This window comes from Streptomyces sp. NBC_01288 (assembly GCF_035982055.1).
Taxonomy (GTDB): domain Bacteria; phylum Actinomycetota; class Actinomycetes; order Streptomycetales; family Streptomycetaceae; genus Streptomyces.
Genome location: NZ_CP108427.1, coordinates 2,051,782 through 2,075,622, shown reverse-complemented (window position 1 = coordinate 2,075,622; position 23,841 = coordinate 2,051,782). Strand labels below are relative to the sequence as shown.

Below are 23,841 nucleotides of genomic sequence, written 5' to 3'. Positions count from 1 at the left end.
GAGTCATCCCCTAACCTGAAGCGCGGGCCCGCTGTACGAACACCGCAGCGCAGAGGTGAGGTTGGTCGAGTGACAAACGCCCCCCCTTGCGTGGTGATCCTCACCGCGCTTCCAGCCGAATACGAAGCCGTGCGGAGCCATCTCATCAGCCGCGAGGCACTCGTGCATCCGGCTTCCGGCACGACTTTGGAACGCGGTGTCCTGCCCGGCACTCCGTGGCTGGTCGCCCTGGCGGAGATCGGTGAGGGTGCCTACACCGCTGCCGTGACCATCGAACGGATCAGTGCTTGGCTGGAGCCGGAGGCACTTCTATTCGTCGGTGTCGCGGGTTCGCTCAGGGAGGATGTCCGGATCGGAGATGTCGTCGTCGCCACAAAGGTGTACGCCTACCACGGCGGCAAGCAGACCCCCGAGGGCTTCTATGCACGCCCCCGGGCCTGGGTCGTCTCGCACCGCCTTGAGCAGGCCGCACGTGTTGCTCTGCGAGGCTGGCCTGGTGTGCATTTCAAATCGATCGCAGCGGGTGACGTTGTCCTCAACGGCTCCTCCGCCGCGCTTGTCGACCAGCTGAGGCGCCGATATAGCGATGCGGCCGCCATCGAGATGGAGGGTACTGGTGTGGCTCATGCTGCCCACCTCACCGAGGAGGCCGAAACGCTCACGATCCGCGCCATCAGCGACACAGCCGACGGCGTGAAGCATCCCGTCGACACGACAGACATTCTGCGCAGCGCGGCCGCACGTGCCGCCGAGGCAGCGATGGCGGTATTGCGCGAGGTGAATCCACGTGGCAGGCCCTCGGAAGCACCTCAGTCCCCCTCCGATTACGGCGGAGACCACCTGGACTTTCGTGGCTCCCAGTTCTACGGCCCGTTCACTGGGAAGAGAACGGGAAGCCGTCAGGACGAGTGAGATGCCGAAGGATCTCACCACCCGTCCGGTCGGCGTTCTTGGACCCCGGCGGTCGCCGCCAGGATTCAAAGCGCAGGGTGGCAATTCCTTCTGGTGAGGTGGGCATAGCAGGATGGCAGCCATGGCCGTACTTCACTGATGAGTGCAAGGTGTGGGTCTGACGCTGAACCGCCGATGTATATCTCCCGTAGTGGCGTGTGGTCGGGTTTGCTGCCCGCGCAGCGTGCTGGAGTGCGCCGGTCAGAGCGGCTTGTGAACCGCTTGCCGAAATCTGGCTCTCCCAGGGTGTGTTCTCCGGCCGGTGCCCGTCCGTGGCCTGACTCAACAGAGGCACCCCGGGTTTGTCGGCGACTCCGGAGTGCCCCGAGTCGTGTGGAGTCGAGTTGCTGTCCGACTGGATCGGAGAGAAGGCGGCAGCAGCCGCCACCAAGGCCACCCTCGCTTACGGATCTAACATGGCATCACCAAGGCAGGAGGTCGGTGTGAACACGGAGCACGACAGCGACCAGAAAAGTCTGTTCATCCTGCCGATGGAGGACGAGTATGGCCAGCGCGGACTTGAGACGCTCGGTCGCGGACCTGTTCCGGTCGCGCTCACCTCTCTCCCCAGGGCGCCGGAGGGCTTTACAGGGCGGAACGACGAGCTCGCCGCCCTCCTGGCTGCCCTCGCTCCTCAGGAACAAACGGTTGGGGAGACAAGCGCTGCTCCGGGAGCGGCGGTCGTCATCTCCGCGGTCTCCGGACTCGGCGGCATCGGCAAGACGGCCCTTGCGTTGCAAGCGGCCCATCAAGTAAACGCCAAGCGTTGGTTTCCCGGCGGAACGCTCTTCATTGACTTGCGGGGCTACGGAGACGACGCCGTCACCGCCCAACAGGCTGCCTGCGCCTTGCTCAAGGCACTCGGAGTAGGCGACGCCGACCTGCCCGTGACCTCAGACGCCCAGTACGCGCTGCTGCGTTCGCTGATGGCGCGCCAGCCCGGCCCCATGCTGTTGGTCCTGGACAACGCCTCAGACGCCGCGCAAGTCGTGCCTTTGCTCCCCGGCGACCCCCGCCATCGGGTCCTGGTCACCTCGCGGATCCGGCTTTCCCAACTCGGCGCCCGTCTCCTGTCCCTTGACATCCTGTCACCCGATGAGGCGCGAACTCTTCTCAAGACCGCCCTGTGCACGGCCCACCCCAACGACCATCGTGTGCATGACGACCCCGAGGCCGCCGATCGGCTGGCGGTTCTTTGTGGCTGCCTGCCGCTCGCTCTGCAAATCGCGGCAGCCCTGCTGAGTATCGACCCTGACAAGCCGATCACCGAGCTGGTCTCCGAACTGGAGGCAGAGCAAGTTCAGTTGGATGACGGCGAGCGCAGTGTGCGCTCAGCCTTGGACCTCTCTTACCGCCGCCTTCCCGTCGGCGAGGCACGGCTCCTCCGCCTCCTTTCCATCGCTCCCGGGCCGGACATCGGCGTCGATGCCGTGATCGCCCTCGTGGGCACGGAGTCATCGCCGACTCGGAGCCTGAGGAACCTCGTCCACGCACATCTCATCGAGCCAGCCAAGACCCGCTCCCGATGGCGACTGCACGATCTCGTGCGAACGTACTCGGCGGCTCTGGCACGTCAAGACGAGGAGGAGACGGCAGCGGCCGGGGAACGGATCGTCGCGCACTACGGCGGTCTCGCTGGCGAGGCGTCTCAACGTCTTCGATGGCTGCCGGGGGAGCTGGAGCCAACCAGATTCGTCAGCCGCAACGAGGCGTTGACGTGGCTGGACACCGAGCGGGAGAACCTCGTCGCCACCGTCCAATGGGCCTACCACCACCAGCAGGCCCACAGAGCCGCCCAACTGGCCCTGGACCTGGCGCCGTATCTGGAGTGGAGACGCTACCTCGACGATGCGAGGGTGGTCAGCCGAATCGCCCAGCAGGCCGCACAGGACCTGGGGGACCGCGAACTTGAGGCCAGTGCCTGGAACAACTTGGGTGTTGCGCTGCGTGAGGCCGGCCGGGTGCAGGAGGCGATCGACGCCCACACCCGGGCCCGCGACCTCCTCGTCACCATTGGGGACCGCGAACTTGAGGCCAGTGCCTGGAACAACTTGGGTGTTGCGCTGCGTGAGGCCGGCCGGGTGCAGGAGGCGATCGACGCCCACACCCGGGCCCGCGACCTCCTCGTCACCATTGGGGACCGCGAACTTGAGGCCAGTGCCTGGAACAACTTGGGTGTTGCGCTGCGTGAGGCCGGCCGGGTGCAGGAGGCGATCGACGCCCACACCCAGGCCCGCGATCTTCACCTCACCACCGGAAACCGGCGGGAAGAGGGCAGAGCCTGGAACAACATGGGAATCGTCCTGCACATGACGGGACGCCAGGCCCAAGCCGGTGCGGCCTTCGGCACCGCTCTTCGGATCTTCCAGGAATTCGAGGACCACTACGAGATCGGCAACGCCCTGCATAACCTCGCCGTCACTCACCGGGAACTCGGTGAGACCACGACTGCGCGTATCTATTGGACGCGCGCGGCTGAGGCGTTCTCCCGGGCCGGTGCTTTCGCCGAGGCCACTCAGGCCCTCGAACTGGCTGAGGGGCGCGACTGACATGGCGTCACAGGAACCAGGCCCGGACGAGATGAGCTACCAGGGTGATCATGTGGATTTCCGGTGGTCACGCATCGGCTTGGTCACTGGTAAGGAGCAGCATGATCATCTCGACCGGCCGCAAGCAACCGTCAATTCCCTGCCCGCAGCTCCGGTTGCCTTCGCCGGACGCGGCGCGGTCCTGGATAAAATTCTCCCCGTCCTGAACCCGGATTCCGACGACCTGGATACAAACCGCCTGCCGATCTGTGTGATATCGGGGCCGAAGGGAATTGGAACATCGGCGCTCGCTAAATTTGCCAGCCATCTGGCAGTGAACAAGGGGTGGTTTCCGGGCGGGGCGCTCTATGTCGATCTGCAGAGCCATGCCAAGGATCCACTCACGGACAATGACGCGTTGCTCGTCCTCGTGAGCCCGTTGGGCGTACAGGGCGCGGAACTTATGTCCATGATTCCTGTCGCCCGCTATGGCTACTACCGCGACTGTCTCGCACAACGCCCGGGACGTACCTTGATCGTCGTGGACCATGTCGTCCGGGCCTCCCAGGTGGAACTCGTCATGCCCGGCGAGGACCGCCACTGTGTCCTGGTCACGTCACGCGGAGGACTACCCGACCTGGACGCTCACGAATTCCGTCTCCGTGCTCTGGACCAGGTAGCCGCGTGTGAGGTCCTCGCCGCACTAGTCAGAATCGGCGATGCCCATGAAAAGCGCGCGGAAACCGAGCCTGAGGCGCTTCGGGATCTGGCCGAGCTGTGCGCCGGAGTACCTCGCAACTTGCGAGACGCCGCAACGGGGTTGAGGCAGAATCGCGACATCACGATCGAGGAATACGTCCATCTCCTGCGTGACCGTCTGGCGCCGCAGCGCATGCCTGGTGCCCTGGAAAACGAGCCGCCACCGGGTAGACGGAAACGATCCCCTTTTATGAACTGGCGACGCAGCTCCTGACATGCAGAGCCTTTCATGGCACCTGTAACCGTCCCGTCCGCCTCCACTGTAGGTGGCTCACTTCTGACCAAGTCGTCGGCCGACGAACTGGATCGCCGTGCCACTTGCCCTCTGTATTTGTCGCACGGCGATGGAGTCGCCTGATACGACATCAATCACGTACTAAAGGTTGTCCCGCAATTTCTGGCTGGTTGTTTCAGACGGCGCCCTATGGTGCGGCGGCCGACATGCTTGTTGGGTTGGGAGGCGTTGTTGGCTGGCCCGGGATGTCCAGCCATGCGCCGATGCGGGTGACTGCGTCTTCCACGGTGGCGCGCGGGGCGCCGGAGGCTTCGAGCGAGGTACGGGCCACGGCGGCGAGTTGGGGGTCGGTGAGGGCGAGCGCGGTGCGGGCTGTTTCGTACTCCTGCAGCAGACCCGGACCGAACAGGAGAGGGTCGTCGGCGTTGAGGGTGCACTGGACGCCTGCTTGCAGGAGCCGCGCGAGGGGATGCGCAGACAGGGATGCGACGACGCCGAGGGCGACGTTGGAGGTGGGGCAGACGTCGAGGACTATGCCTTCCGCGGCCAGACGGGCAAGAAGAGCCGGGTCTTCGACTGCCCGTACGCCGTGAGCGATCCGTCGGGCGCCGAGTACGTCGAGTGCGGCGCGCACGCCGGCCGGGCCGGCGAATTCCCCTGCGTGCGGGGCGGGAATCAGCCCGGCATCGCGGGCAATGGCGAACGCCTCAGCGAACGGCTCGGGGGCGTGGCGGGCCTCATCTCCGGCCAGGCCGAAGCCGACCACCCCATTGTCTGATCGTCTAACCGCCAGGCGGGCGGCCTCGACCGCTTCCGACGGGTCCGCGTTGCGTCGGGCGAACACCAGGATGCCGAAGCCGACGCCCAGCCGCGCGCCCGCGCGGCGGCCCTCGTCGATCACCGCGTCCAGGACGTCGAGCGCGGCGTCCGGATCGTCCTCATAGGTCAGGGGGTTGAAGTGCGGCTCGATCCATACCGCTCCGTCCGCGGCGGCGTCCTCGACCACCTCGCGTACCAGCCGCAGAAGGTTCCTGCGCGGGCCCTCGCGCACCACCCGGGCAGCGGTGCCGTACAAAGCGCCGAAGTCCTCAAACGAGGTGAAGCCGTTTGAATCTGGCGGTCGTTCGCCACGCTCGCCCGCCAGCTCCGCGAGCGTGGCGGGACGCATCGCACCTTCGAGATGTAGATGGAGATGGGCCTTCGGCAGATGGTCCAGGCTTCGCATGGCGCCTCACTCTATGGCTACCCTCTTGACGGCCGTTGGGAGATGCAACCATCACTGCGTGGCTGATGTGATCACGGCGTCGGTGCCGTCATGGATAGAGCCCTTCACGGGTCTGACCCCGCGCTGCTTCGCCAAGCTGGTAGCCGAGGTTCGATGCGAGCAGGCTGCGGATCAACAGCGCGGGCGTCCCTGGAGTCTGCCGCTGGAGGACCGTGTTCTGCTGGTCACGGCGTACTGGAGCACGAACTTGACGATGCGACAGCTGGCTCCGTTGTTCGGGATTTCGAAGTCGGCCGCAGACCGGATCATCGACCACCTCGGTCCACTGTTGGCGCTCCGGCAGCGTAGGCGGTTCCGTAAGGACACTGTGCTCATCGTGGACGGAACCTTGGTGCCGACCCGCGACCGCACGGTCGCCGAGCAGTCCAAGAACTATCGCTACTCCACAGCCCACCAGGTCGTTATCGACGCCGACACCCGCCTGGTCGTCGTGGTCGGCCGGCCCTTGCCCGGTAATCGGCACGACTCCCGTGGTTGGGAAGAGTCCGGAGCCAAGGCTGCCGTAGGCACCACCATGACGATCGCCGACGGCGGCTACCAGGGGACCGGCCTGGTCATCCCACACCGACGCGAAAAGGGGAGCGACCTGCCGACCTGGAAGGAGGAACACAACCGCTCCCACAAGCGAGTTCGCGCCCGCGTCGAGCACACCTTCGCCCGAATGAAGGGCTGGAAGATCTTGCGTGACTGCCGTCTCAAGGGCGACGGCGTCCACCTCGCCATGCTTGGCATCGCCCGTCTGCACAACCTCGTCCTCGGCGGATAGACAGCGAACAGCCGGTCCCGTCCGCACCAACTCGAAGATCACTTACGGGACAACCTTTAGGCGCAATGCCGTTGCTTTACTGGGCTGTTGGTCTCGGTGGGCGGATGGTGACGGCGTCGTCGTGTGTTCTGGTGGGCTGGGGCCAGGCACGGTGCTCGGCCCGTTTGAGCAGGTAGTTGGACATCTTGCGCTTGACGACACGGGGCTGGCTGCGGAGCCGGCGCGGTGGCAGCAGCGTGGTCAGCAGGTCGTCGCGGAGCCGGACCAGCGCCGTGATCAGGTGCTCAGGGGGAAAAGATGCCGGGCGCGACGGTGACGCTGCGGCGGGCCGCACGCAGGGTGTCGGTGAACGAAAGCCGGTCCGGGTCGATGCCGTGGACGGCAGCGGTTCTGGATATCAGGGACCTCAGGGCGTGGTGGACCAGCAGGTGGGCCCAGATCTGCTGGCGCACGCCGTCGGGGGTCTTGCTGGCCAGGACGACGTGGGGGCCGCGCTGATGGGTCTTGATCTCGTCGAAGACCGACTCGATCTCCCACCGCTGGGCATACAGGGCCGCGAGTTCGGCCGCGGGGAAGCGTTCCGGATCGAGGAGGTCGGTGACCAGGCGGTAGTGCGTGTTCTGGGTGCTCGCTCCGCCGTCGGACAGCTGATAGGCGAGCACCCTCACGCGCACCGGATCGCGTTTCTTGCCGTCGGTGCCTGCGTGCAGGCGACTGAGCCAGGAGCCGTCGGGAAGGAGTTCCTGCACGGGCAGGACCCGGTTGGCCGACACCCGCCACAGCAGGTGGGCGCCGGTGGCGGTGAACGCTCTCCACAACGGCACCCCCAGGAACTCCCGGTCGGCCAGGACCAGCATGTCCGGCCCGGTGGAGCGGACCAGGCAGGCGGCGAGGGTGAGTTCACCGACCCGGCAGCCGGCCAGTTCCGCATCCAGCACGGCATGGGTGCCGCACTCGACCAGAGCGGCCATCCGCACCTGCGGGAACGCTGACCTGTCCGGGCCGCGGGTGTTGCCGGGACGGCCGAACTCCTGGTCGTTCGCGGCAGTGTCGGCGGCATCCCAGCAGGTGCCGTCCACCGCCGTCAGCCGCAGCCCGCGCCAGAACGCGCCCGGTGTCTCCTCATCCGCCAATGGACGGACGGTGGCCGCGAACAGCACCCGCAGGGGCTCGGAGCCCAGTCGGCCACGGGCCCTGAACAGGGAGGACTTCGCCGGGATCCGCCAGTTGCCCCACAGCCCGCACGCACGCAGTCCGTCGGTCAGATGCCGCAGCACCTCCAGATACGGAGCGGGCGAGAACAGGGCCAGACCGAGAACGAAGTACACCACCACCCGAGCGGGAAGCAGCCGTCTGCGCTGCTCGGTCCGGCCGCACGCAGCGACCACCCGATCCACCAGACCCGGCGGATACACCCAGGTCAACAATCCAAGACCGGATAACTCCGGGACACTCTCCGCCACCGGCACCACCCCCGACGCCCTGCCAGCAGGCTACGCCGCCAACTAAAGCAACGGCATTGCCTTTAGGCGCCCACGCCAGCTGAGAGTGGACAGAGTCCATGGCCGGCGCGGTGCGCCAGGTGGTTCCGGCGACCGTCGAGGCGCCTTCGTGTCGGCGGGGTGGGGAGCGAAGGCTCGGTCGAGTGTGCGATGTAAACGATACGACGCCGACCGCGTAGGCGGGCTTTCGGGCAGCCGCGCACTTGTCGTGCAAGGCAATCCAGCAGATGCTGTTGGCGCGGACCCCACGATGAAGTAGACCAGGTGCTTAGAAGGCGCCTGCTGGGGACTTGGCCGTTGTGCCTCTGAGCTGCCCTTACGTGTCGCCCTGACCGACTGTCAGTGAATCTTCCGGCGTTTCCGGGTAGGGGCCCACCGGTCGACTGCTGGTGGCGTGTGGCTGTTCTGCGAGCCACCCTTCGAATTCGATCGGCACTCGATGCTACGAGTTCTGAACCTACGGCCTCTTCGCTCCGACTGAGGTTCGGGGCAAGATCTCTGCCTGTCAGATTTGGTATTTGCACAGGTCGGGTTGTCGTTCTGGGCTGGCATGGTCTCACGGGGGATCTGGGAGAATATCTTTTCCCAGACTTTCCCCATGGGGATTAAAGGCGGGACGCAACTCGGATGCCGAGCCACGTCGCTTTAGCTCTTTGCAGACAGTCATTGGTCCGAGCCGAGCGAGGGATCAGGCCCGAAATCATCTACCTCCATCGTGGCGTGTCCGCCAGGTGGGCTGGTGAGTCTGCCTTGGACACGGACAGGGATGCCGTCATCGTGGCAGCGGACGGCAGTGTGGTAGTCGCTGTCGGGCAGGTCCATCCAGACGGTCCTGCTGCGTCGTTTGATCAGCGTTTGGACCCCTACCCGGCCGGTTTCATCCTCTGGATGGCGGCTGAGATCGGTGACTATGCCGTAGATCAGATGTTGGCTTGTGTAGATGCGGGTCTTCAGTTGTGCGGACACCCGGTCCACGATGTCGATCGCAGCCTGGTTGAACTCCACCTGCGGTGGCGTGCCGGGCGGTGGCGCGGCCACCCGGGACCAGTTGAAGGAGACGTCGAGGGAGCCGACGGAGTCTGTGTTCACCACTTTGCTGAGAGCTTGGCACAGTTCATACGAGACGCCTTCGCCGATCGAATCGGTGATCTCGCTGGGGGTGGGCTCCCGCTCAGCGCTTGCCATGTCTTCGAGTACGCCGAGGGCGCGGGACATCGTGGCAGTGACGCGTCGGTCGAAAAGTGTCTCCTCCACCCCGACCTCGATGTACTCCTGACCGGGGGAGTACACGTCTTCGGGGGAGCGCGCCTGGCTGATGATAGGGACGATGTACGACCCCCGACGGGTCTGCCCCAGCCGGACCTCCCGTGCCTGCTCTCGTGCCCGGGTGGGGAAGTTGCGGAAGTGGCCCTGCCGTCGAATAGTCGCTGCCGCGGATGCTACACGCAGGCGCTTGGCGGAGATGAACAATTCATAGCCGGCCTCCAAGGGAATCGATCCGTCGCTGAGCGAGGGGTGGGATGCCCTGAGATCGGTTACGTCGTTGAAGACGGTGGCGACGGCATCATGGACGGTTCGCGCGTCTTGGGACTCGATGCGTGCCAGATCTGCCAAGAGGATCTGCGTCCGCTTGGCGAAGTCCGGGGCTCCTGGTTTCATGGGGACCAGGACAACCTCGTCTGCCGGTCCGGGCAGACTCCACAATTCCGCCACGACGCCACCGGAAACCGGAGTCCAGCCAGTGACCTTGAGGTAGCTGCGGATTTCCTCAGGACCGAAGTCGGGCTCACTGTGCACCACCTCAGTCCACCTCCCGACCGCTGGCATTGGTCAGCCGACGCGCCGCGTCGAACATCGTGCCCATGGCCTTCACCGTGAGCGGCTGGTGCTCAGGAAGGCTGACAGCTGTGGTGACGTTGCCGTTGGCCTTCCCTCTGCCCTGTAACGACGCCCAGTAGCCATGACAGGCCAGGACGATCGACTCTGGCTGGTGAGTCACCCAGCGGCCGATATCCGGGGGGACTATCAGTAAGGCAAGGTGGCCTGGGGCTGAGCGTTCTGGGTTGCGCAGCTTGTCGTACGTCTCGACGTCGAGGTCGAAGCTGTAACCGCCACGAATGATACGTGGGCTTTGCGTGCACTTGAGCTGGATGTCGACCATCAGACCGTGTGAGCGCAGGGTGACATCGACGCCATCCTTGTCGACATTCCAGTCGCAGATTGTGTAACCGCCCTGGGTGGCAAGGACATGCACATAGGCGCGGCTGACCTGCTCTTTCTGCCAGCTTGTCGCCTCTGCGGCCACTGGTCCCCCTCCCCTTGGCGTGAGCGCGAGGATAGGAGGGAGAGGGGCTCCAGGGGAATAGGGCCTCATGCACCACGCACGTCGGAGGGGTACTGGCGGAAGATATGAGATTCGAACTTGTGACGGGCTGCCCTCAGCACGCTTTCCAAGTCTTCGTCCGGGGGTTCGGCGGGGGACAGGGGTGTTCTGACCTGGGGCGGAGCGCCTCGTGACTGGGGTTCTGGACGACCGGACGGGGGTGAATGAGACCAGAACTGAGACCAAGATGCCCAGCGTTCTGCCTGGTCAGGCACCGCATCCGGGCACACGGGACGTGCCGATCGGGAGCCGGTGTCGCCTGGATGGCTGCGTGGCGGTGTCGGAGTCTGTATATGCGGATTGTGCCCTCGGAGTGTCAGTGGTGCCCGGTAGGTTCTGCTGGGGTACGTCACCACGAACGGGGAGACATCTCGATCATGTACGACGCCGAATTAATGGCTGTGGCCACTGGTGCAGCCGCCACGCTCGTCGCGGCCATAGCCACGTCGGGCGCGGAGAAGATGCGCCTGAAGGTCGCGCACTTCTTCCGCCGGGCCACCCCGGATCAACAGAGAGCGGCTGCTCAGGCAGTGGATGACACCGCTGCGCAGCTCACTTCGCCCTCTGCAGAGGCCCAGGCACTCGCAGAGACCGCCTGGGCGCAGCTCATCGCTCAACACCTTGCCGAGCAACGCGACGCCATGAGCGAGGTGGACCAACTCGCCGTGCCTACTCCGCCGGCCTCGAAGGTCTGGAACCAGCACAACACCGGAACAGGAACGTTCATCGGTGGTGACGTCCGCGGTGGCATGACCTTCAACTACGGCGGCGGGGCGTCAGATGGCGGACGCTGAGCACCGGGAGCAGCACAATCATGGCTCTGGCACGTTTGTGGGCGGTGACGTACACGGTGGCTTCTGGCAGGTCTTCCTTCCGCCTTACGGGAGGAAGACGTCCGGCAATCCAGCGTCGGCCAAGCCTCAGCATGCCGAAGATGACGAAGATACGGGCGACTACGATGACGTCCTGGGCTCGTTGACGGAGGCGGCAGTGGTTGCGGCCATAGCTGGTACGGCCACCTTCTATATGGCGATGGGTCGGCCATGGTCTGACGGCGCACCAACTCCGGATACCGCTACCCGTATTGGCGCCGGGCTCGTTGCTTTCTATATCTGCTTGTCCGCGGTGGCCGCCTTCTTTGCGCGTCTTGCCCAGGTATTCGAGGTCTGGTCCGAGCAATGCGCAATCACAGCTGCACAGAGCCGAGGCCGATGGGTTGCCAGGCCGCCGGCGTCCATGTCCAGGGCGATGGCTGCATTGACAGCAGCGGCAGCTGTGGCTGCCGAACTGCTTGCATCGCTCTACGGCTGGTCGTCTTTCGGGGGCGAGGTGTCGCAACGCGCGCATCTGGCCCGTCTCAACGCAGGCGCCAATGCGCAGTCGGCTCACGCCGCGGCTAGGGGGCCCAAGGCATAGTCAGGCGACGAAGCTCATCTTGATCACCAAGCTCCCCGCTTGTCACACAGTCGGATGGGAATGCATCCACATCTGGGGGTGACGCGTCGTCAATGCGAGGAGCAACGTTCCGGTTGCCGATTTGGTCTTCGGCGAGTAGTCGACGTGGCCGCACCGGAATTTACGCGGTTAGCCCCCGAGGATGGTCTCGCGCGCTGCTCGTGCCCAGATGGCTTGCCGACGGGTGGTGAAGCCCATGCGGTTCCAGTGGAAGAGGATGTGCCGGGCCAGGATGCTGCGGGTTCCGAGGCTGAGCCGCCCTTCGCGTCCGGCGTGGCCGAGAGCTCGGCCAGCGCGCTCCACTTCGGCGGCCCATTGGGCGACGGGCGTGAGTTGCCCGTTGCCCGAGAGGGTGGGCTCGGCATCGATCGTGAGGAGCTGGCGCATTGTGCCGGTCATGGCGGTGACACGTTCGACGGGGATGCCGTCAGGGAGCGGGCGCGCGGCTTCGACGCGAGCCCAGATATCGCCCTGCTCGCTCCATTCCTGGTGGGCGGCGCGGAGGAAGAGGCTGATGACGAGGAGCGAGGTTGCCTTGGGATCGAGAAGTGCGCAGCCGTCTGTGCTGGCGTGGTGGAGGTAGTCAAGAACGCCGACGCTGTCCGTATGGAACAGGCCGTGGGCGATGTCCATGCCGATCGGACCTCCGAAGGCGGTGGTTTCCGGCTCGTACAGAGACGGCCACCAGCGCCTGACCACGCCTCGCGCGACCGCGCTGTCGAGGGCCTCGCTGATAGACCTCGTTGCATCCTCGATGGTGGTAGCCGGGCCGGAGGTAACACGGAGGCGCCAGCAGGGGTGCTTGCGGACGAACCACCAGCCGACGAGCGTCCCGGTCTCTGTCTCTTGCCGCAAGAGCGGTAGGAGGTGGGTGCTGAAGGTGCGCTCGGCATTCGAATAGTCGGTGAACTCGATGTTCACCTGGTGCCCCTGGGACGGTTTGGGTTGTGTGCCGAGGGCGGCTTGTCCGGCCGCGCGGTACCGCACGGCGGCTTCCTTAAGGAGATATGTGGACGAGTGTGCCCGTGCGGCGGCCTCTGCGATCGGGGCGCCGGTGAGGACGGCCAGGATGGCCTGCTCGACGGCACTGTTGTCGTGCGGCGGATCCATCCAGAACCCTTCAGCGGCGGGCATCAGATGAGAAGCAGACAGGCGTCCCAGTCGCCCATAGGTGTGCCTGCTTCGGCGTCTTGGAGGGCGAGGTCCGCGCCGGCTGCACCTTCGAGGAACCCGGCCTCTGTGGGAGGACCTACAGAGAGGAAGCGGTGCGTGAGCTGGGGCAGGTGGTCGGTGAAGAGGTGTGGTTCGTCGGCGTCCATGGCGACGCGTTGGACGGTACGTAGGAGGCCGCCGACACCATGACACAGACCGCGGTTGGTGAGGTGGTCGAGTTGGAGGGGGTCGGACAAGCAGTGCAGGAGCGCTCGTTCGGCCATTCGTTGGCGGTCGGTGTCGCCCAGGGCGAGGGCGGCAAGTTGCTGGGCACGGGCGAGGCCAGGGGTGCCGTAACACCAGGACGGCGCCGCTGAGTTCACGGGACTCACGGTGGTATCGGTGATCCAACGTGGCCATCGGGGTCCTCGGTGGTCGCTGACGCGTATCCGGTCCAGCCAGCGGCAGATGCGGATCATCGCCTCCTGGTGGCCGGGCACAGTGACGCCGCGCAGGTGGGCGAGTGCGAGGAGAGCCAGGGGTCCGGTGATGCCGTGGGCGAGCCCGGCGTTGGCGTGGCCACCGGGGGTGGGGTTGCCGAGGTTGACGGGGCTGTGGCCCACCCACCAGCCGGGCCGGGGGCGCCCGTTGGGGCCGGGGAGCGGTTCTGCCAGGCGTACGAGGTATTCCAGGACGGCTTGGATCTCCGCACCGTCGGGGGCGCGACGCAGGAGGAGGGCGCCGAGGCCGGTGAGGCCACGCAGTAGGTCGTACTCGGCGAAGCTGGCGGGTCGGCCGTGGTCGATGCGGGTGTGGGCTGCTTTCAGTCGGCGCCGGGTGTGGGTGGTCACGATCCGGTCGAGGGCGTTCAGGGCGCCGACGTACTGGTTGCTGCCGGCGGCGGCCAGGTGCAGGACGTACGTCATCGCGGGTGCGCCGAGAAACAGGCCCGCTGTGTCTCCGTCGAGCAGCGGGCCGACGCCAGTGAGTTGGCGGTGGACGTCCTGCCGCGATCCATCGCCCTGGCGGGCCCGCTCGATGTGGAGCAGGGCGATACCGAGAGAGCCGTGGGCGAGCGACTGCCGGAAGGCGGTGTCCTGTTCGGAGGCGGGTGTGACGGCGGTGGTCACTGCGGTACTCCTTCGGTGCGCGCGTTCCAAGACAGGGCGGCGGTGCGGGCGAGGCGGCGGCATGTGGCCTCGCTGTCGGGATCGATGCCGGCTGCCCGGTTGTGGTGCATGTGCAGCAGGGAGGGCAGGACGTCGGTGGGTTCGGCGCCGTGGTCGGCGAGCGCGGTCCGGTACGTCTTCAGCGCATCGCGGCGGTAGGCCCAGGCGGCGACGACGTGTTCGCCGCCGGGCAGGGCTCGCAGTGCGGCGAAGTCGCTGTCTGGGGTGGTCAGTTGTAGGGCCTGTGCTTGGACATCACGCGAAGGCATCTCGCCCTCTCCCTTGAGCAGGCGCTCGGTCAGCCAGCGGTTCCCGGCGGCCGGGCTGTCGGTGAAGGCGGCGGCAATGTCCGCGAAGCTGGCGGCGGTGACTGCTGGTTGCATGTGGGGAGGCAGGCCGAGCCTCAGTTGGGCGACCGCGGCGGTGGAATCAGCGGCGAAGGCTCGTTCGGCGACGGCCAAGGTGTCGCCGGTGCCGTAGCGGCCGGTCTCCGGTTCATCGGTGTCCCACTGGACGCGGCGGACCAGCCCGTCGTCGCGGAGTGCCGCCGCCCAGGCTCCGACGTGCTGCGCGGTGGTGCCGAAGGCGTCCGGGGTCGGCAGCCGGAGCCGTAGGCGCAGGTGGGTGTCCGGATCGCTGTAGCGCGTGTACCACCACAACGGTTCGCCGCCCTCCTGGTCTTGGAACAGGGTGGGCAGGTGCGTGGTGAGGATCTCCGGGGTGCGTTCGGAGTGGCAGTAGATCTTCAGGTACGCCCATGCGGAGGTGCCCGGCAGGCGGCTGCTGTCGCGTCTTACGACCGCTGTTGTTCGGGGGCGGTGGACCGCTGGTTCAGCTGTGGAGGCGAACGGCATGGTGATCTCGTGGGCGCGGCCCAGCCAGCCGTACGCCCCCTCCTCGGGCGCCTCGTGCAGCATCACCGTGCCGGTGCGCTCCAGTTCCATGCGCAGGAGCTGTTGGTGGGTGGAGTGGTCGAGGTCGAGGCGGAGGCGCTGGTCGTCGGTGCCGAGGAACACGGTGCGGGTCACGCCGTAGCGACAGCGCCAGTCGGTGAAGTGGCGTAGCCAGTCGGGATGGCCGTCGTGAACGAGGTCGTGTGTCCGGAGGCGCCAACAGGCGGGCGAGAGAATGGTGCGGCCGACGCGGACCTCGGGCAGGAACGGTAGTCGGGCGGCTGCTCCCCACGCGAAGGGGGCCAGTACCGCGCTGTGTGAGCGGTGCACTTCGGTGAGGAAGCGGACCAACGGGTGTGTGGCGTTGGTGAGTTCGACGGCGTTCATCGCCGACGGTTCGGCGAGGCGGCCGGTGGACAGCGAGACCAGGTAGAGGCGCTGGGGGTCTGCGGTCACGGCGAGGTCGTCTAGGTCGAGCGTGGCAGCGGAGTTGTGCTCGCCCAGCGAGAGTACGTGGCGTACGACGGCGGGGGCTCGGCTGACGTTCTGGGTGCGCAGCCGGAGCGGCGGGCTGGAGATCTGTACGCGGTCCGTGGTGGCGGTGAGCGTCGGCAGGGACGCGTACACGGTCGTCATGCGGTCGCGGTCGGCCGACGCAAGCATGGTTAGGAATCGGCCGGTCGTGGTGCCCGCCGCCTGGGAGAGACCCGCGGGGCTCAGTGTGTATCGGCCCTGGTTCAGGGCGCTCAGGGAGGTGGCGAGTACGGAGAAGCACAGCTCGACATGGGCGGGAACCTGGGTGACCTCGCCGACGGCGAGCGCGGCGAGGTCCTCTTCGGTCAGCGTGATCTCGCGTGCCTGGTTGATCGCGGCGTCCTGGGCGAGGGCGAGGAGGTGTTCGTCTCGGCGGGTGGTGGCCTGGACGGGACGCTTGAGGAGGGAGCCGCGGTAGCCGGCCGGGAATCCTAGGCCGATGTCGGGGTCGGTGAGGTCGCGGACGGGCACGAGGGCGCCCATGCTGTAGCGCTCTAGGAAGCGGGCGCGGTAGTCCTGCCAGGTCGGAGGCCCGGCAGGGTAGGGCGAGATACGTGCCATGACCTGGAGGGCTCGTTCTGCTTCCCGTGCGACCTCGGCGGGCAGGACGACATCGCAGTCGGGCCGCAGATTCACCACGAGGGTCCGCCCGTTCACGCCGGTCGCGGCTGTCATGCGCTTCGTGGCCTCGGCGCGGAGGGTCCGCTGCTCGTCGGCCAGAGCGTGGTTGTGGCGGATCAGGAGCTGGTGGATCCGGCGGAGGTGCCCGGCTGTCTCCGCCTGGAGATCTGTGCTTAAAGAATCGAGTTGGGCCACCAGGTGGCCGAGTGCGTCGTCGCAGGTCATGGGAGCCCGCAGGCTGGTGATGAGGATCCGGTGGGCGACGAGGTCCCGAACCATGTCCTCGATCACCGGCGTGGGTGTGCTGGGGTAGCTCGCGTGCAGCTTGGCGACGATGTCCTCGACAGCGATCGGCGCGCGGGCGAGTTCGAGCACTGCATCGGCAGCGGGGGTGCGGCGCAGGGTGACCTTGGCAGGACCGTCCCTACCCGGTTGATGCGGTACGGCGATTCTGGTGCCCCGGACGACGCACGTGTGATCGGCGATCACGGGCAGGTGCCGCAGCAGGTCGGTGTTCTGCTCCAGGGCGGTGACGATCTCCGTGAGCCACTCGGCGTCCGCTCGGACGGACGCCCGGTGTTCGGTACCCCATCGCACCTGGGCGCGGTCTCCGAGTCGTACGGGCGCGGGGCCGGCGAACAGACCGAAGGGCGTGGCACGGTGCTGCATCCGCAACAGGTAGCGCATCAGCGAGATGACAGCGCGCCGGACGGTGCGCGGTCGCTGGTTACGGCCGTCGAGTACGCCGTGCACGGCCTCGACCAGCAGAGGGCTGGCGACCTCGATGGCCGCTACTATGGCCTCGTCCGCCCAGACCTCGCCGATCCACTCCCGCCAACGCTCGACGTCGCCGGAGGTGTTGCCGCCGAGGTCCGGCCAGGGAGGCTGTGGGGCATCCAACGGCCGTGCGGCTGCTCTGATCAGAACCGCGTCGACGGCGTCGTACATCGCAATGCCTCCTTCGTTCGTCGTCTTGTGTGGCGAGGGGCGGTGCCGGTGACCCCGGCCCCGCCCCTCAGCGGTTGATCAGCCGCCGATGCAGGTGCTGTTGGAGCAGGCGGACTGGCAGGTGGAGGTGCAGCCGTCGCCGGTGTCGTTCAGCAGGCCGGGCACGACCGGAGCGGACGCGATGGTCTCGATGTCGAGGTCGAAGTCCGTATCGGTGCCGGACGTGAAGTCCGTCGCGGCCTTGAGCGTGGTGCTGCCCTGTGGTGCCATCTCGATTCCTCCTGAGTGAGTGGGATGTGCCTTGCTGTCCTGGCCGGTGGGCGCTCTCAGCTCTACGGCCAGGTGATCAGGACCCGCGTGTGCGGGCGGTCGACGACGCGGCCCGAGGGAAGCTGCCCGTCCGGTGCGCCCGTCGGGTGGATCTCGATCCGTGCTCGGTCGCTGCGGTGCTCGCGGTCCCAGACCTGGATCTCCTCGACCAGGCGCTCGGCGACCTTCTGGCCCTGCGGCCCGTGGCCGATGGCGCCGAGCTCGAACCGGTCCGGGTTTTCGGTACGCCGAACAGTTCGATAGGCGAAGCTGTCGCCGTCGACGAGCGTGGGGACCCCGAGCGGCGAGGCCGAGGCAACCAGGCCGCGCTCGCGGGCGGCCGGGGTCGCGGCCAGGAGCGGCAGGTTGTCCAGTGCGGTCGTCAGCCACATGTCCAGGTGCTCGCTGGACTCGTCGCCGGCGAGTGTCACTCCGGACCATGCTTTGACGCTGGGGCTGCGAAGGGCGGCCCGCAGTCCGTCGGCGTCCGGCTCGGGGTGACCGTCCAGACGCAGGCCCACTTCTTCGCCTTCGGCGTCGTGCAGGAGGACCAGGCGAACGCGGTTCTCGCCGACGCCCTGCATGGGCACGAAGCCGCACAACTCGACGCTGTCGCTCAGCAGTTGGTCGCCGTGGTGGACGAGCGCGACGGTACGGGTCATGCCACGCATCCGCAGAGGCACGACGATGCGGCCGCCGTCGACGAGCTGCTCGGTCCAGGCCGGCGGGATGTCGGCGGCTTGGACGGTGACGAGAACGCGGTCGTACGGAGCGTGGTCGGCCACGCCGTATTCGCCATCGGCGGTGACGACGCGCACCCGTTGGTCGTAGCCGGTCTCGGCCAGGAACTTCTCGGCGCGTGCGGTGACGTCGTGGTCGATGTCCACGGTGACGACGAGGCCCTCGGGGCCGACGATCTCGGCCAGATAGGCGGCGTTGACGCCGCCGGAGCCGATCTCCAGTACCCGCATGCCGGACCGGAGGTCGGCCTGTTCGATCTGCATGGCCTGGATGCGGGCGGCGGACACCGAGCTGATGGCCACACCGTCGGCGTCCTTCTTCGTGATCGCGGCGAACTCCGTCTGATAGGCCGTGGCTAGATCCAGCTCTGGGGTGGCCAGGTGCCGGGGGACCTTGCGGAACGCGGCCACGACGTGCGGGCTACGGACGGCGTCAACTTCGATCAGTTCTCGGACCATCTCGTCGCGCAATTGCTCGGCGGATGCGGGGGCTTCCTCTTGGTGGGTTGTCATATCGAGGACGTTATTCACGAGCTCTCTCTTTCTCGGCTGTCTCTGCCGAGCCGGTCGCGACGTGGAGGAGATGTGGGTTGTGTCGGATAGGGCTAGGGGACGGTTCCGTCGAGGTGGGCCAGCCCCTCTCTGTCAGCCTTGGGTGAGACATCCCGCTTTGTCGGGTTAGCCTGAGAGGGCACGACAGGAGAACCACCCCCTCATGACCAGCACCACGCCCGCCGGATCCGACCCGGCGCCCCGGCCGAAGCGCCGCACTTTCAGCCCCGAGTACAAGCTGCGGATCGTGGCCGAGTACGACGCCGCCCCGAAGAACGAGAAGGGCGCAGTCCTGCGCCGCGAGCGCCTGTACCACTCGCACGTCAAGGAATGGCGGGCCGCGCGGGATGCCGGGGCCCTGGAGAAGCTGGTCGACCAGCGCACCAGTCCGGCGAGGCCGAAGAAGCCTGCCGCCGAGGCGGAGAACGAGAAACTGCGCCGCCAGGTAGAACGGCTGGAGAAGGAACTGGCCCGGAACAAGGCCGCGTTGGAAGTCATGGGAAAAGCTTCCGCGCTCTTGGAAATGATCTCCGAGAGCGCGGACTGAACGCTGCCGCCGAACCGGTGCTCGACGACGCGTTCACCGGTGTCCAGGGCGAACTGGGCATCACGGCCGCGTGCCGGCTGACCGGCCGCTCCCGGGCCACCCACTACCGCCGGCTGCGGCCCCCGACCGAGCGAAAACCCAGAAAACCGCAGGTCCAGCCCTCATCCCTCACACCCGATGAGCGGGCGGCGGTCCTGGAGATGATGAACAGCGACGAGTACGCCGAGATGCCGCCCGCGCAGATCTGGGCCCGCGAGCTGGATGCCGGGCGTTACCACTGTTCCGTCTCCACGATGTACCGGATCCTGCGCGAGAAGGGGCAGTCCGGCGAGCGCCGCCGCCAGGCCACCCACCCGGCGAAGACGGTGCCCGAGCTGGTCGCCACCGGGCCCTCGCAGGTGTTCACCTGGGACATCACCAAGGCGGCCGGACCGGCCAAGGGCATCTGGTATCACGCCTACGTCATCATCGACATCTTCAGCCGCTACGTCGTCGGCCACACCGTCGAGCGGGCCGAATCAGCGCTGCGGGCCGAGGAGTTGATCCGCGAGACCATCACACGCAACGGCATCGTGCCCGAGACCGTCCACGCGGACCGCGGCACCTCGATGACGAGCAAGAAGGTCTCCCAGATGCTGATCGACCTCGGCGTCACCCGGTCGCACTCGCGGCCGAAGACCTCCAACGACAACCCCTACAGCGAGGCCCACTTCAAGACCACGAAGTACATGTCCGACTACCCCGAACGGTTCGACTCGCTGGCCCATGCCCGTGAGTGGTTCGAGGCGTTCATCGCGTACTACAACCACGAGCACCGGCATTCGGGCATCGGCTGGCACACACCGGCCAGCGTGCATTTCGGCACCGCCGAGGAGGTCCGCGACCAGCGTGCCGTCACCCTCGCCGAGGCCTACGCCTGCCACCCCGAACGCTTCGGCCGCCGCCCCCGACCACCCCGGATACCTCAGCAGGCATGGATCAACGACCCGGCCAAACGCAGAGAGTCCGCACCACAAACCTCATAGCGTCACGACCGTCTCACTGGACTTGAAATCTTCCGGCTCGGGGAGCGCAGGTTGGCCCACCTGCGAGGTAGCCACGGGGCTCAGTGATCGGCTGCACCAGACCCACTTGCCCCTACGCCTTCGTCGCGTACGGCATCCCCAGTCGTCGGAGAAGGCTTCCACCAGGGATAACCCGCGGCCGGACTCGCCCTCGGTGGACTGGGTGCGGGGCACCGGCAGACTGGGAGAGGTGTCGGCGATCTCGGCCAGGATGGTGTCGTCGCGCTGCTGCAGAACCATCACGATGGGGCCCTCGCCGTGTTGCACGGCGTTCGTGACAAGCTCCGACACGACCAGGACCATGTCGTCGGCCAAGTCGCCCAGGCCCCAAGAGGTCAGGGTGTCGCGCGTCGACCTACGTGCCTTGGACGCCGCGTGCGGATCGGACTCCAACGGGATGGCGATCGCTGTCAGAACGCGGCCGGCGTTCGTGCTCTGTCGAGGAATCGCCATCATGCCCACCTGCGCTGAGTGTCCCGGACCCGCCATACCGTCGGCGTGCTGTTGTCGAAGGCGCCCAAAGCCGCATGAACGCGTGCTCCACTGGCCGGAGTTGTCCATGGCTTCGCGGGCAACCGCACGGGCCAGGTCTGGCCGCACGGCTGGTGGGAGAGCGTCCGTCTGTCCTGGAGGGCCGGTGGGGGGCTTTCCTGCTTCACGGCGGTGCTCCTTGGGAAGAGACGGACTGTCCGGGCAGGGACGCCTCCAGCGGCGGGTACGTCGCAGGAGATGGTGTCCTCGCACTAGGTGACGGCGATCAGAGTGAGGCCGGGACGGATGTCGTCACCATGGCCCAGCGGGTAGCGTCTGCCGCTCTTCCAGGTGACGCACGTGGCACGCGGGTAGCTTCGAAGTGTCGTCTGCACCAAGGCGGTTGCGGCTCCCTCGTATGGCGGGGTCCCCTGAATGCGAGGGAGCCGCAGGCCAAAGGCCGACGATGGTTGGTCAGTGGTCTTCTTTGGCCGAGAGGGGCCGATGATGGATGAACGTCCCAGGACGCTGCTCAAGGCCCTGGTGGCCCAACGTCACTGGCGCTACGGCGACTTCGTGGGCCACTTCACCCGCACCGCCGAGAAGGTCATCAGGAAGGGCACCGCGAACCCGACGATCTCCGAGGCGCAGTTCCGCCGTTGGACCGCGGGCACCATCCGGACCCTGCCCGGCCCGGACGCCTGCCGGGTACTGGAGGAGATGTTCGGCGTCAGCGCAGCTGCCCTGTTTCAGGCGCCTCCCTCAGCCGAGTCACCCGCACCCGCGTTCAGCCTGAAAGACGAGATCGACATGACCGCACGCGACGCGTCCAACGAGGCTGGTGCTGCCGCCTCCGCGTCCATCTCCGACACCACACTCGACCAGCTGCGCGACGACGTCGCCGAACTCGCCCGCAGCTACCACTCCTTCTCGGCATTCGAAGTCCTCCAGACCGCACGGAAGTTGAGGGAGGAAGCCGAACAGCACCGCGACCGCACCCAGGTACCCGCCCAGCAGCAGGACCTGTTGGTCATCGCCGGACAAGCCTGCGCGCTGCTGTCCGCCGCAGCCTTCGATCTCGGCTCGCTCGACGGTGCCACCCGTCTCGCCCGGGCCGCCGCCCTGTATGGCGAGACCGCCCGCTTCACCCCACTGCGGGCTTTCGCTGGCGGTGCCCTCGCCTACATCGCCTACTTCTCGGGTCGGCCCGCCGAAGCGGCCCAGATCGCCCAGCGAGCGCAGATGTTCACGGGGCTCGGCGATGTCGCACATCGTCGCCTGGCGGCCATCGAGGCACGCGCGCACGGCCACCGAGGAGACGCTGCCTCGGCCCAGCAGGCGCTCAACGCCTCTCGCCAGGAAGGGCGTGGACACATCGACGACCTGCACGACGGCGTGGCGGGCGAGTTCGGCTTCCCCGACGACCGACTGGCCATGTCCAACGCCTCGACCTGTCTGCTGCTCGGCGACGGCGAACAGGCCGAGGCCGCTGCCCGCACTGCGCTCGACCTGGTGGCAGGCAAGCCCGAGGCCCTCCGCTCCGCACGCGTCGTGGGCGGGGCTGCCGCGGACCTGGCCGCGGCCCGGCTCCTGTGCGGTGACCTCGACGGCGCCGCCGACGCTCTCGAACGCGTCTGGATCGTGCCCGGCGAGCAGCGCGCCACCGGTCTGTTGACCCGTACCGCGCGCGTCCGCCGCGCATTGACCGACGAGCGGTTCCGACGGGCGCCCCTCGCTGACGAAATGAGTGAGCGCCTGGAACACTTCAGTCGCCTCGCAGCTCAGCACCAACTGGGCGTGGGAGCCGGCGCGGTGGCCGTTCTGGAGGGATGAGCCGACTCAGGAGGTGGAGGCCAGTGCAGCGAGGATCTTGGCCTCCTTTTCAGGGGCGATTCCGTGCTCCGCCCAGCGAGGGTGATCCACCGGGCGTCCGTCGGCCCGCAGCCAGGCCCACGTGTCCGTGATCGTCTCGGTCAGCGGTCGGCACCGCAGCCCGGCCGCCATTGCCTTGCTGGAGTCCACCGACCACACGCCGGCGTGGGTACGCCAGAGGGGCAGCTCGGTCCACTGCCGGACCTCGTGCTCGATGAGCACCTCGGGCTCCACCCACACCAGGTGATCGTTCGACTCGGTGACGGCAAGGCAGGCGAGCAGGAAGTCTCCGAACCTCATGCCCTCCGGATGGGCCAGGTTGTAGGCGCCGCCGGTGCTGGCAGCCGCCTGGTCCAGGGCGAAGGCCGCGACATCGCGCACATCGACCGGCTGGATGATCTGGTCGGCCGGAGCCGGTGCCAGCACCGATCCGCCCCGGCTCGCCCGGTTCAGCCACCACGGCAGCCTGCCCACGTACTCACCCGGCCCGAGGATGACCCCCGGCCGCAGGAACACCACCCCATCGCCGAACGCCTCGGCGACCGCCCGCTCCCCGCCGGCCTTCTGGAACCCGTACTTGGTGGGTGACCCGTCGGCGCCGGTGTAACCGAAGGACTCGTCCGCGTCCGACGGGCACTCCAGTACCTCGGACTCCTCGGTCAGTGTGTGGTGCGGCCACCCCGCGTACACCGACACGGTGGACACATGCACCCATCGGGGTGCCGCGTCGCGCAGGGCCTGTGCGGCCAGCCGCACGTCGCGCGGCGGAAACTCGGAACTCGACGTATCGATCACCGCGTCCCAAGGACCCTGGGCAGCAAGCCGGTTGAGATCCGCAACCTTGGTGCGATCGCCATGGACCGTGTGCACCTCGGACACGTCGTGCCCGGACCGGCCGCGGTTGAACGTTGTCACATCCCAGCCGCGGCGTAGCGCCTCCGCCACGATGCTCTTGCCCAAGAACCATGTACCACCCAAGACCAGAATCTTCATACCAAGATCCTGCCCTCCTCGATGGCACGGGAAAAGGGACCGCGGAACAAGTGGAAATCCTCCAGTTGCCGCGAACAAACCCGGGCTGGCTGATGCGGCGGCTGGTGCTGAG

General features: G+C 67.1%; 19 protein-coding genes. 8 read left to right on the top strand and 11 right to left on the bottom strand.

The features are described from left to right. Nucleotides 1-93 precede the first annotated feature (93 nt). The 3 genes from OG194_RS09105 (at nucleotide 94) to OG194_RS09095 (ending at nucleotide 4,452) form a co-directional block, all read left to right on the top strand. Nucleotides 94-912 (top strand): 5'-methylthioadenosine/S-adenosylhomocysteine nucleosidase family protein, encoded by an 819-nt coding sequence (locus tag OG194_RS09105; protein WP_327400344.1) that lies wholly within the window; start codon nucleotides 94-96, stop codon nucleotides 910-912. Between the two features lie 482 nt (nucleotides 913-1,394). Further along, nucleotides 1,395-3,500 carry a tetratricopeptide repeat protein gene (locus OG194_RS09100; RefSeq protein ID WP_327400343.1) on the top strand — a complete coding sequence of 702 codons (2,106 nt, stop codon included), beginning with the start codon at nucleotides 1,395-1,397 and terminating at the stop codon, nucleotides 3,498-3,500. 1 nt (nucleotide 3,501) lies between these two features. Next, nucleotides 3,502-4,452 (top strand): hypothetical protein, encoded by a 951-nt coding sequence (locus OG194_RS09095; RefSeq protein WP_327400342.1) that lies wholly within the window; start codon nucleotides 3,502-3,504, stop codon nucleotides 4,450-4,452. A 208-nt stretch (nucleotides 4,453-4,660) separates the two neighbouring features. On the opposite strand, the gene add is transcribed toward OG194_RS09095, so the two are convergent. After that, a complete protein-coding gene (gene add, locus OG194_RS09090; RefSeq protein ID WP_327400341.1) occupies nucleotides 4,661-5,698 on the bottom strand; it encodes an adenosine deaminase in 1,038 nt (345 codons plus the stop codon). A 58-nt stretch (nucleotides 5,699-5,756) separates the two neighbouring features. Here add and OG194_RS09085 point away from each other — a divergent pair, with 58 nt between their 5' ends. Continuing rightward, on the top strand, nucleotides 5,757-6,524 hold the full coding sequence (locus tag OG194_RS09085) for a transposase (protein ID WP_327400340.1): 768 nt from the start codon (nucleotides 5,757-5,759) through the stop codon (nucleotides 6,522-6,524). 284 nt (nucleotides 6,525-6,808) lie between these two features. Here OG194_RS09085 and OG194_RS09080 read toward each other — a convergent pair whose 3' ends face one another. From OG194_RS09080 to OG194_RS09070, 3 genes are all read right to left on the bottom strand, one after another. Further along, nucleotides 6,809-7,996 (bottom strand): IS4 family transposase, encoded by a 1,188-nt coding sequence (locus OG194_RS09080; protein WP_327399358.1) that lies wholly within the window; start codon nucleotides 7,994-7,996, stop codon nucleotides 6,809-6,811. 693 nt (nucleotides 7,997-8,689) lie between these two features. Beyond that, nucleotides 8,690-9,826 carry a hypothetical protein gene (locus tag OG194_RS09075; protein WP_327400339.1) on the bottom strand — a complete coding sequence of 379 codons (1,137 nt, stop codon included), beginning with the start codon at nucleotides 9,824-9,826 and terminating at the stop codon, nucleotides 8,690-8,692. Nucleotide 9,827: 1 nt separating this feature from the next. Then, nucleotides 9,828-10,331, bottom strand: coding sequence for a DUF4365 domain-containing protein (locus tag OG194_RS09070; RefSeq protein WP_327400338.1), 504 nt, complete (start codon nucleotides 10,329-10,331; stop codon nucleotides 9,828-9,830). A gap of 455 nt (nucleotides 10,332-10,786) precedes the next feature. On the opposite strand from OG194_RS09070, the gene OG194_RS09065 reads away from it, so the two are divergent. Continuing rightward, on the top strand, nucleotides 10,787-11,203 hold the full coding sequence (locus OG194_RS09065) for a hypothetical protein (RefSeq protein ID WP_327400337.1): 417 nt from the start codon (nucleotides 10,787-10,789) through the stop codon (nucleotides 11,201-11,203). A gap of 790 nt (nucleotides 11,204-11,993) precedes the next feature. Here the strand turns inward: OG194_RS09065 and OG194_RS09060 are convergent. The 5 genes from OG194_RS09060 to fxlM all read right to left on the bottom strand — a co-directional run bounded on the left by OG194_RS09060 (nucleotide 11,994) and on the right by fxlM (nucleotide 18,743). Next, nucleotides 11,994-12,974 (bottom strand): thiopeptide-type bacteriocin biosynthesis protein, encoded by a 981-nt coding sequence (locus tag OG194_RS09060; RefSeq protein ID WP_327400336.1) that lies wholly within the window; start codon nucleotides 12,972-12,974, stop codon nucleotides 11,994-11,996. A gap of 23 nt (nucleotides 12,975-12,997) precedes the next feature. Then, nucleotides 12,998-14,146 (bottom strand): lanthionine synthetase C family protein, encoded by a 1,149-nt coding sequence (locus OG194_RS09055; protein ID WP_327400335.1) that lies wholly within the window; start codon nucleotides 14,144-14,146, stop codon nucleotides 12,998-13,000. Beyond that, nucleotides 14,143-17,181, bottom strand: coding sequence for a lantibiotic dehydratase (locus OG194_RS09050; RefSeq protein WP_327400334.1), 3,039 nt, complete (start codon nucleotides 17,179-17,181; stop codon nucleotides 14,143-14,145). The genes OG194_RS09055 and OG194_RS09050 overlap by 4 nt, the downstream gene beginning before the upstream one ends. Nucleotides 17,182-17,259: 78 nt before the next feature. After that, a complete protein-coding gene (locus tag OG194_RS09045) occupies nucleotides 17,260-17,451 on the bottom strand; it encodes an FxLD family lanthipeptide (RefSeq protein ID WP_200678509.1) in 192 nt (63 codons plus the stop codon). 62 nt (nucleotides 17,452-17,513) lie between these two features. Beyond that, on the bottom strand, nucleotides 17,514-18,743 hold the full coding sequence (gene fxlM / locus OG194_RS09040; RefSeq protein WP_327400333.1) for a methyltransferase, FxLD system: 1,230 nt from the start codon (nucleotides 18,741-18,743) through the stop codon (nucleotides 17,514-17,516). Between the two features lie 202 nt (nucleotides 18,744-18,945). Between fxlM and OG194_RS09035 the strand changes: the two genes are divergently transcribed. Together OG194_RS09035 and OG194_RS09030 are read left to right on the top strand one after the other, a co-directional pair. Further along, nucleotides 18,946-19,329 carry a hypothetical protein gene (locus OG194_RS09035; protein ID WP_327398715.1) on the top strand — a complete coding sequence of 128 codons (384 nt, stop codon included), beginning with the start codon at nucleotides 18,946-18,948 and terminating at the stop codon, nucleotides 19,327-19,329. A gap of 17 nt (nucleotides 19,330-19,346) precedes the next feature. Further along, nucleotides 19,347-20,354: an IS3 family transposase gene (locus tag OG194_RS09030; RefSeq protein ID WP_327398716.1), complete on the top strand. Its 1,008-nt coding sequence runs from the start codon at nucleotides 19,347-19,349 to the stop codon at nucleotides 20,352-20,354. On the opposite strand, the gene OG194_RS09025 is transcribed toward OG194_RS09030, so the two are convergent. Next, nucleotides 20,349-20,849 (bottom strand): ATP-binding protein, encoded by a 501-nt coding sequence (locus OG194_RS09025; protein WP_327407020.1) that lies wholly within the window; start codon nucleotides 20,847-20,849, stop codon nucleotides 20,349-20,351. The genes OG194_RS09030 and OG194_RS09025 overlap by 6 nt on opposite strands. A gap of 522 nt (nucleotides 20,850-21,371) precedes the next feature. Between OG194_RS09025 and OG194_RS09020 the strand changes: the two genes are divergently transcribed. Further along, nucleotides 21,372-22,697: a DNA-binding protein gene (locus OG194_RS09020; RefSeq protein WP_327400332.1), complete on the top strand. Its 1,326-nt coding sequence runs from the start codon at nucleotides 21,372-21,374 to the stop codon at nucleotides 22,695-22,697. Nucleotides 22,698-22,703: 6 nt separating this feature from the next. On the opposite strand, the gene OG194_RS09015 is transcribed toward OG194_RS09020, so the two are convergent. After that, entirely contained in the window at nucleotides 22,704-23,729 is a 1,026-nt protein-coding gene (locus tag OG194_RS09015; protein WP_327400331.1) for an NAD-dependent epimerase/dehydratase family protein, read from the bottom strand. Between the last annotated feature and the right edge of the window lie 112 nt (nucleotides 23,730-23,841).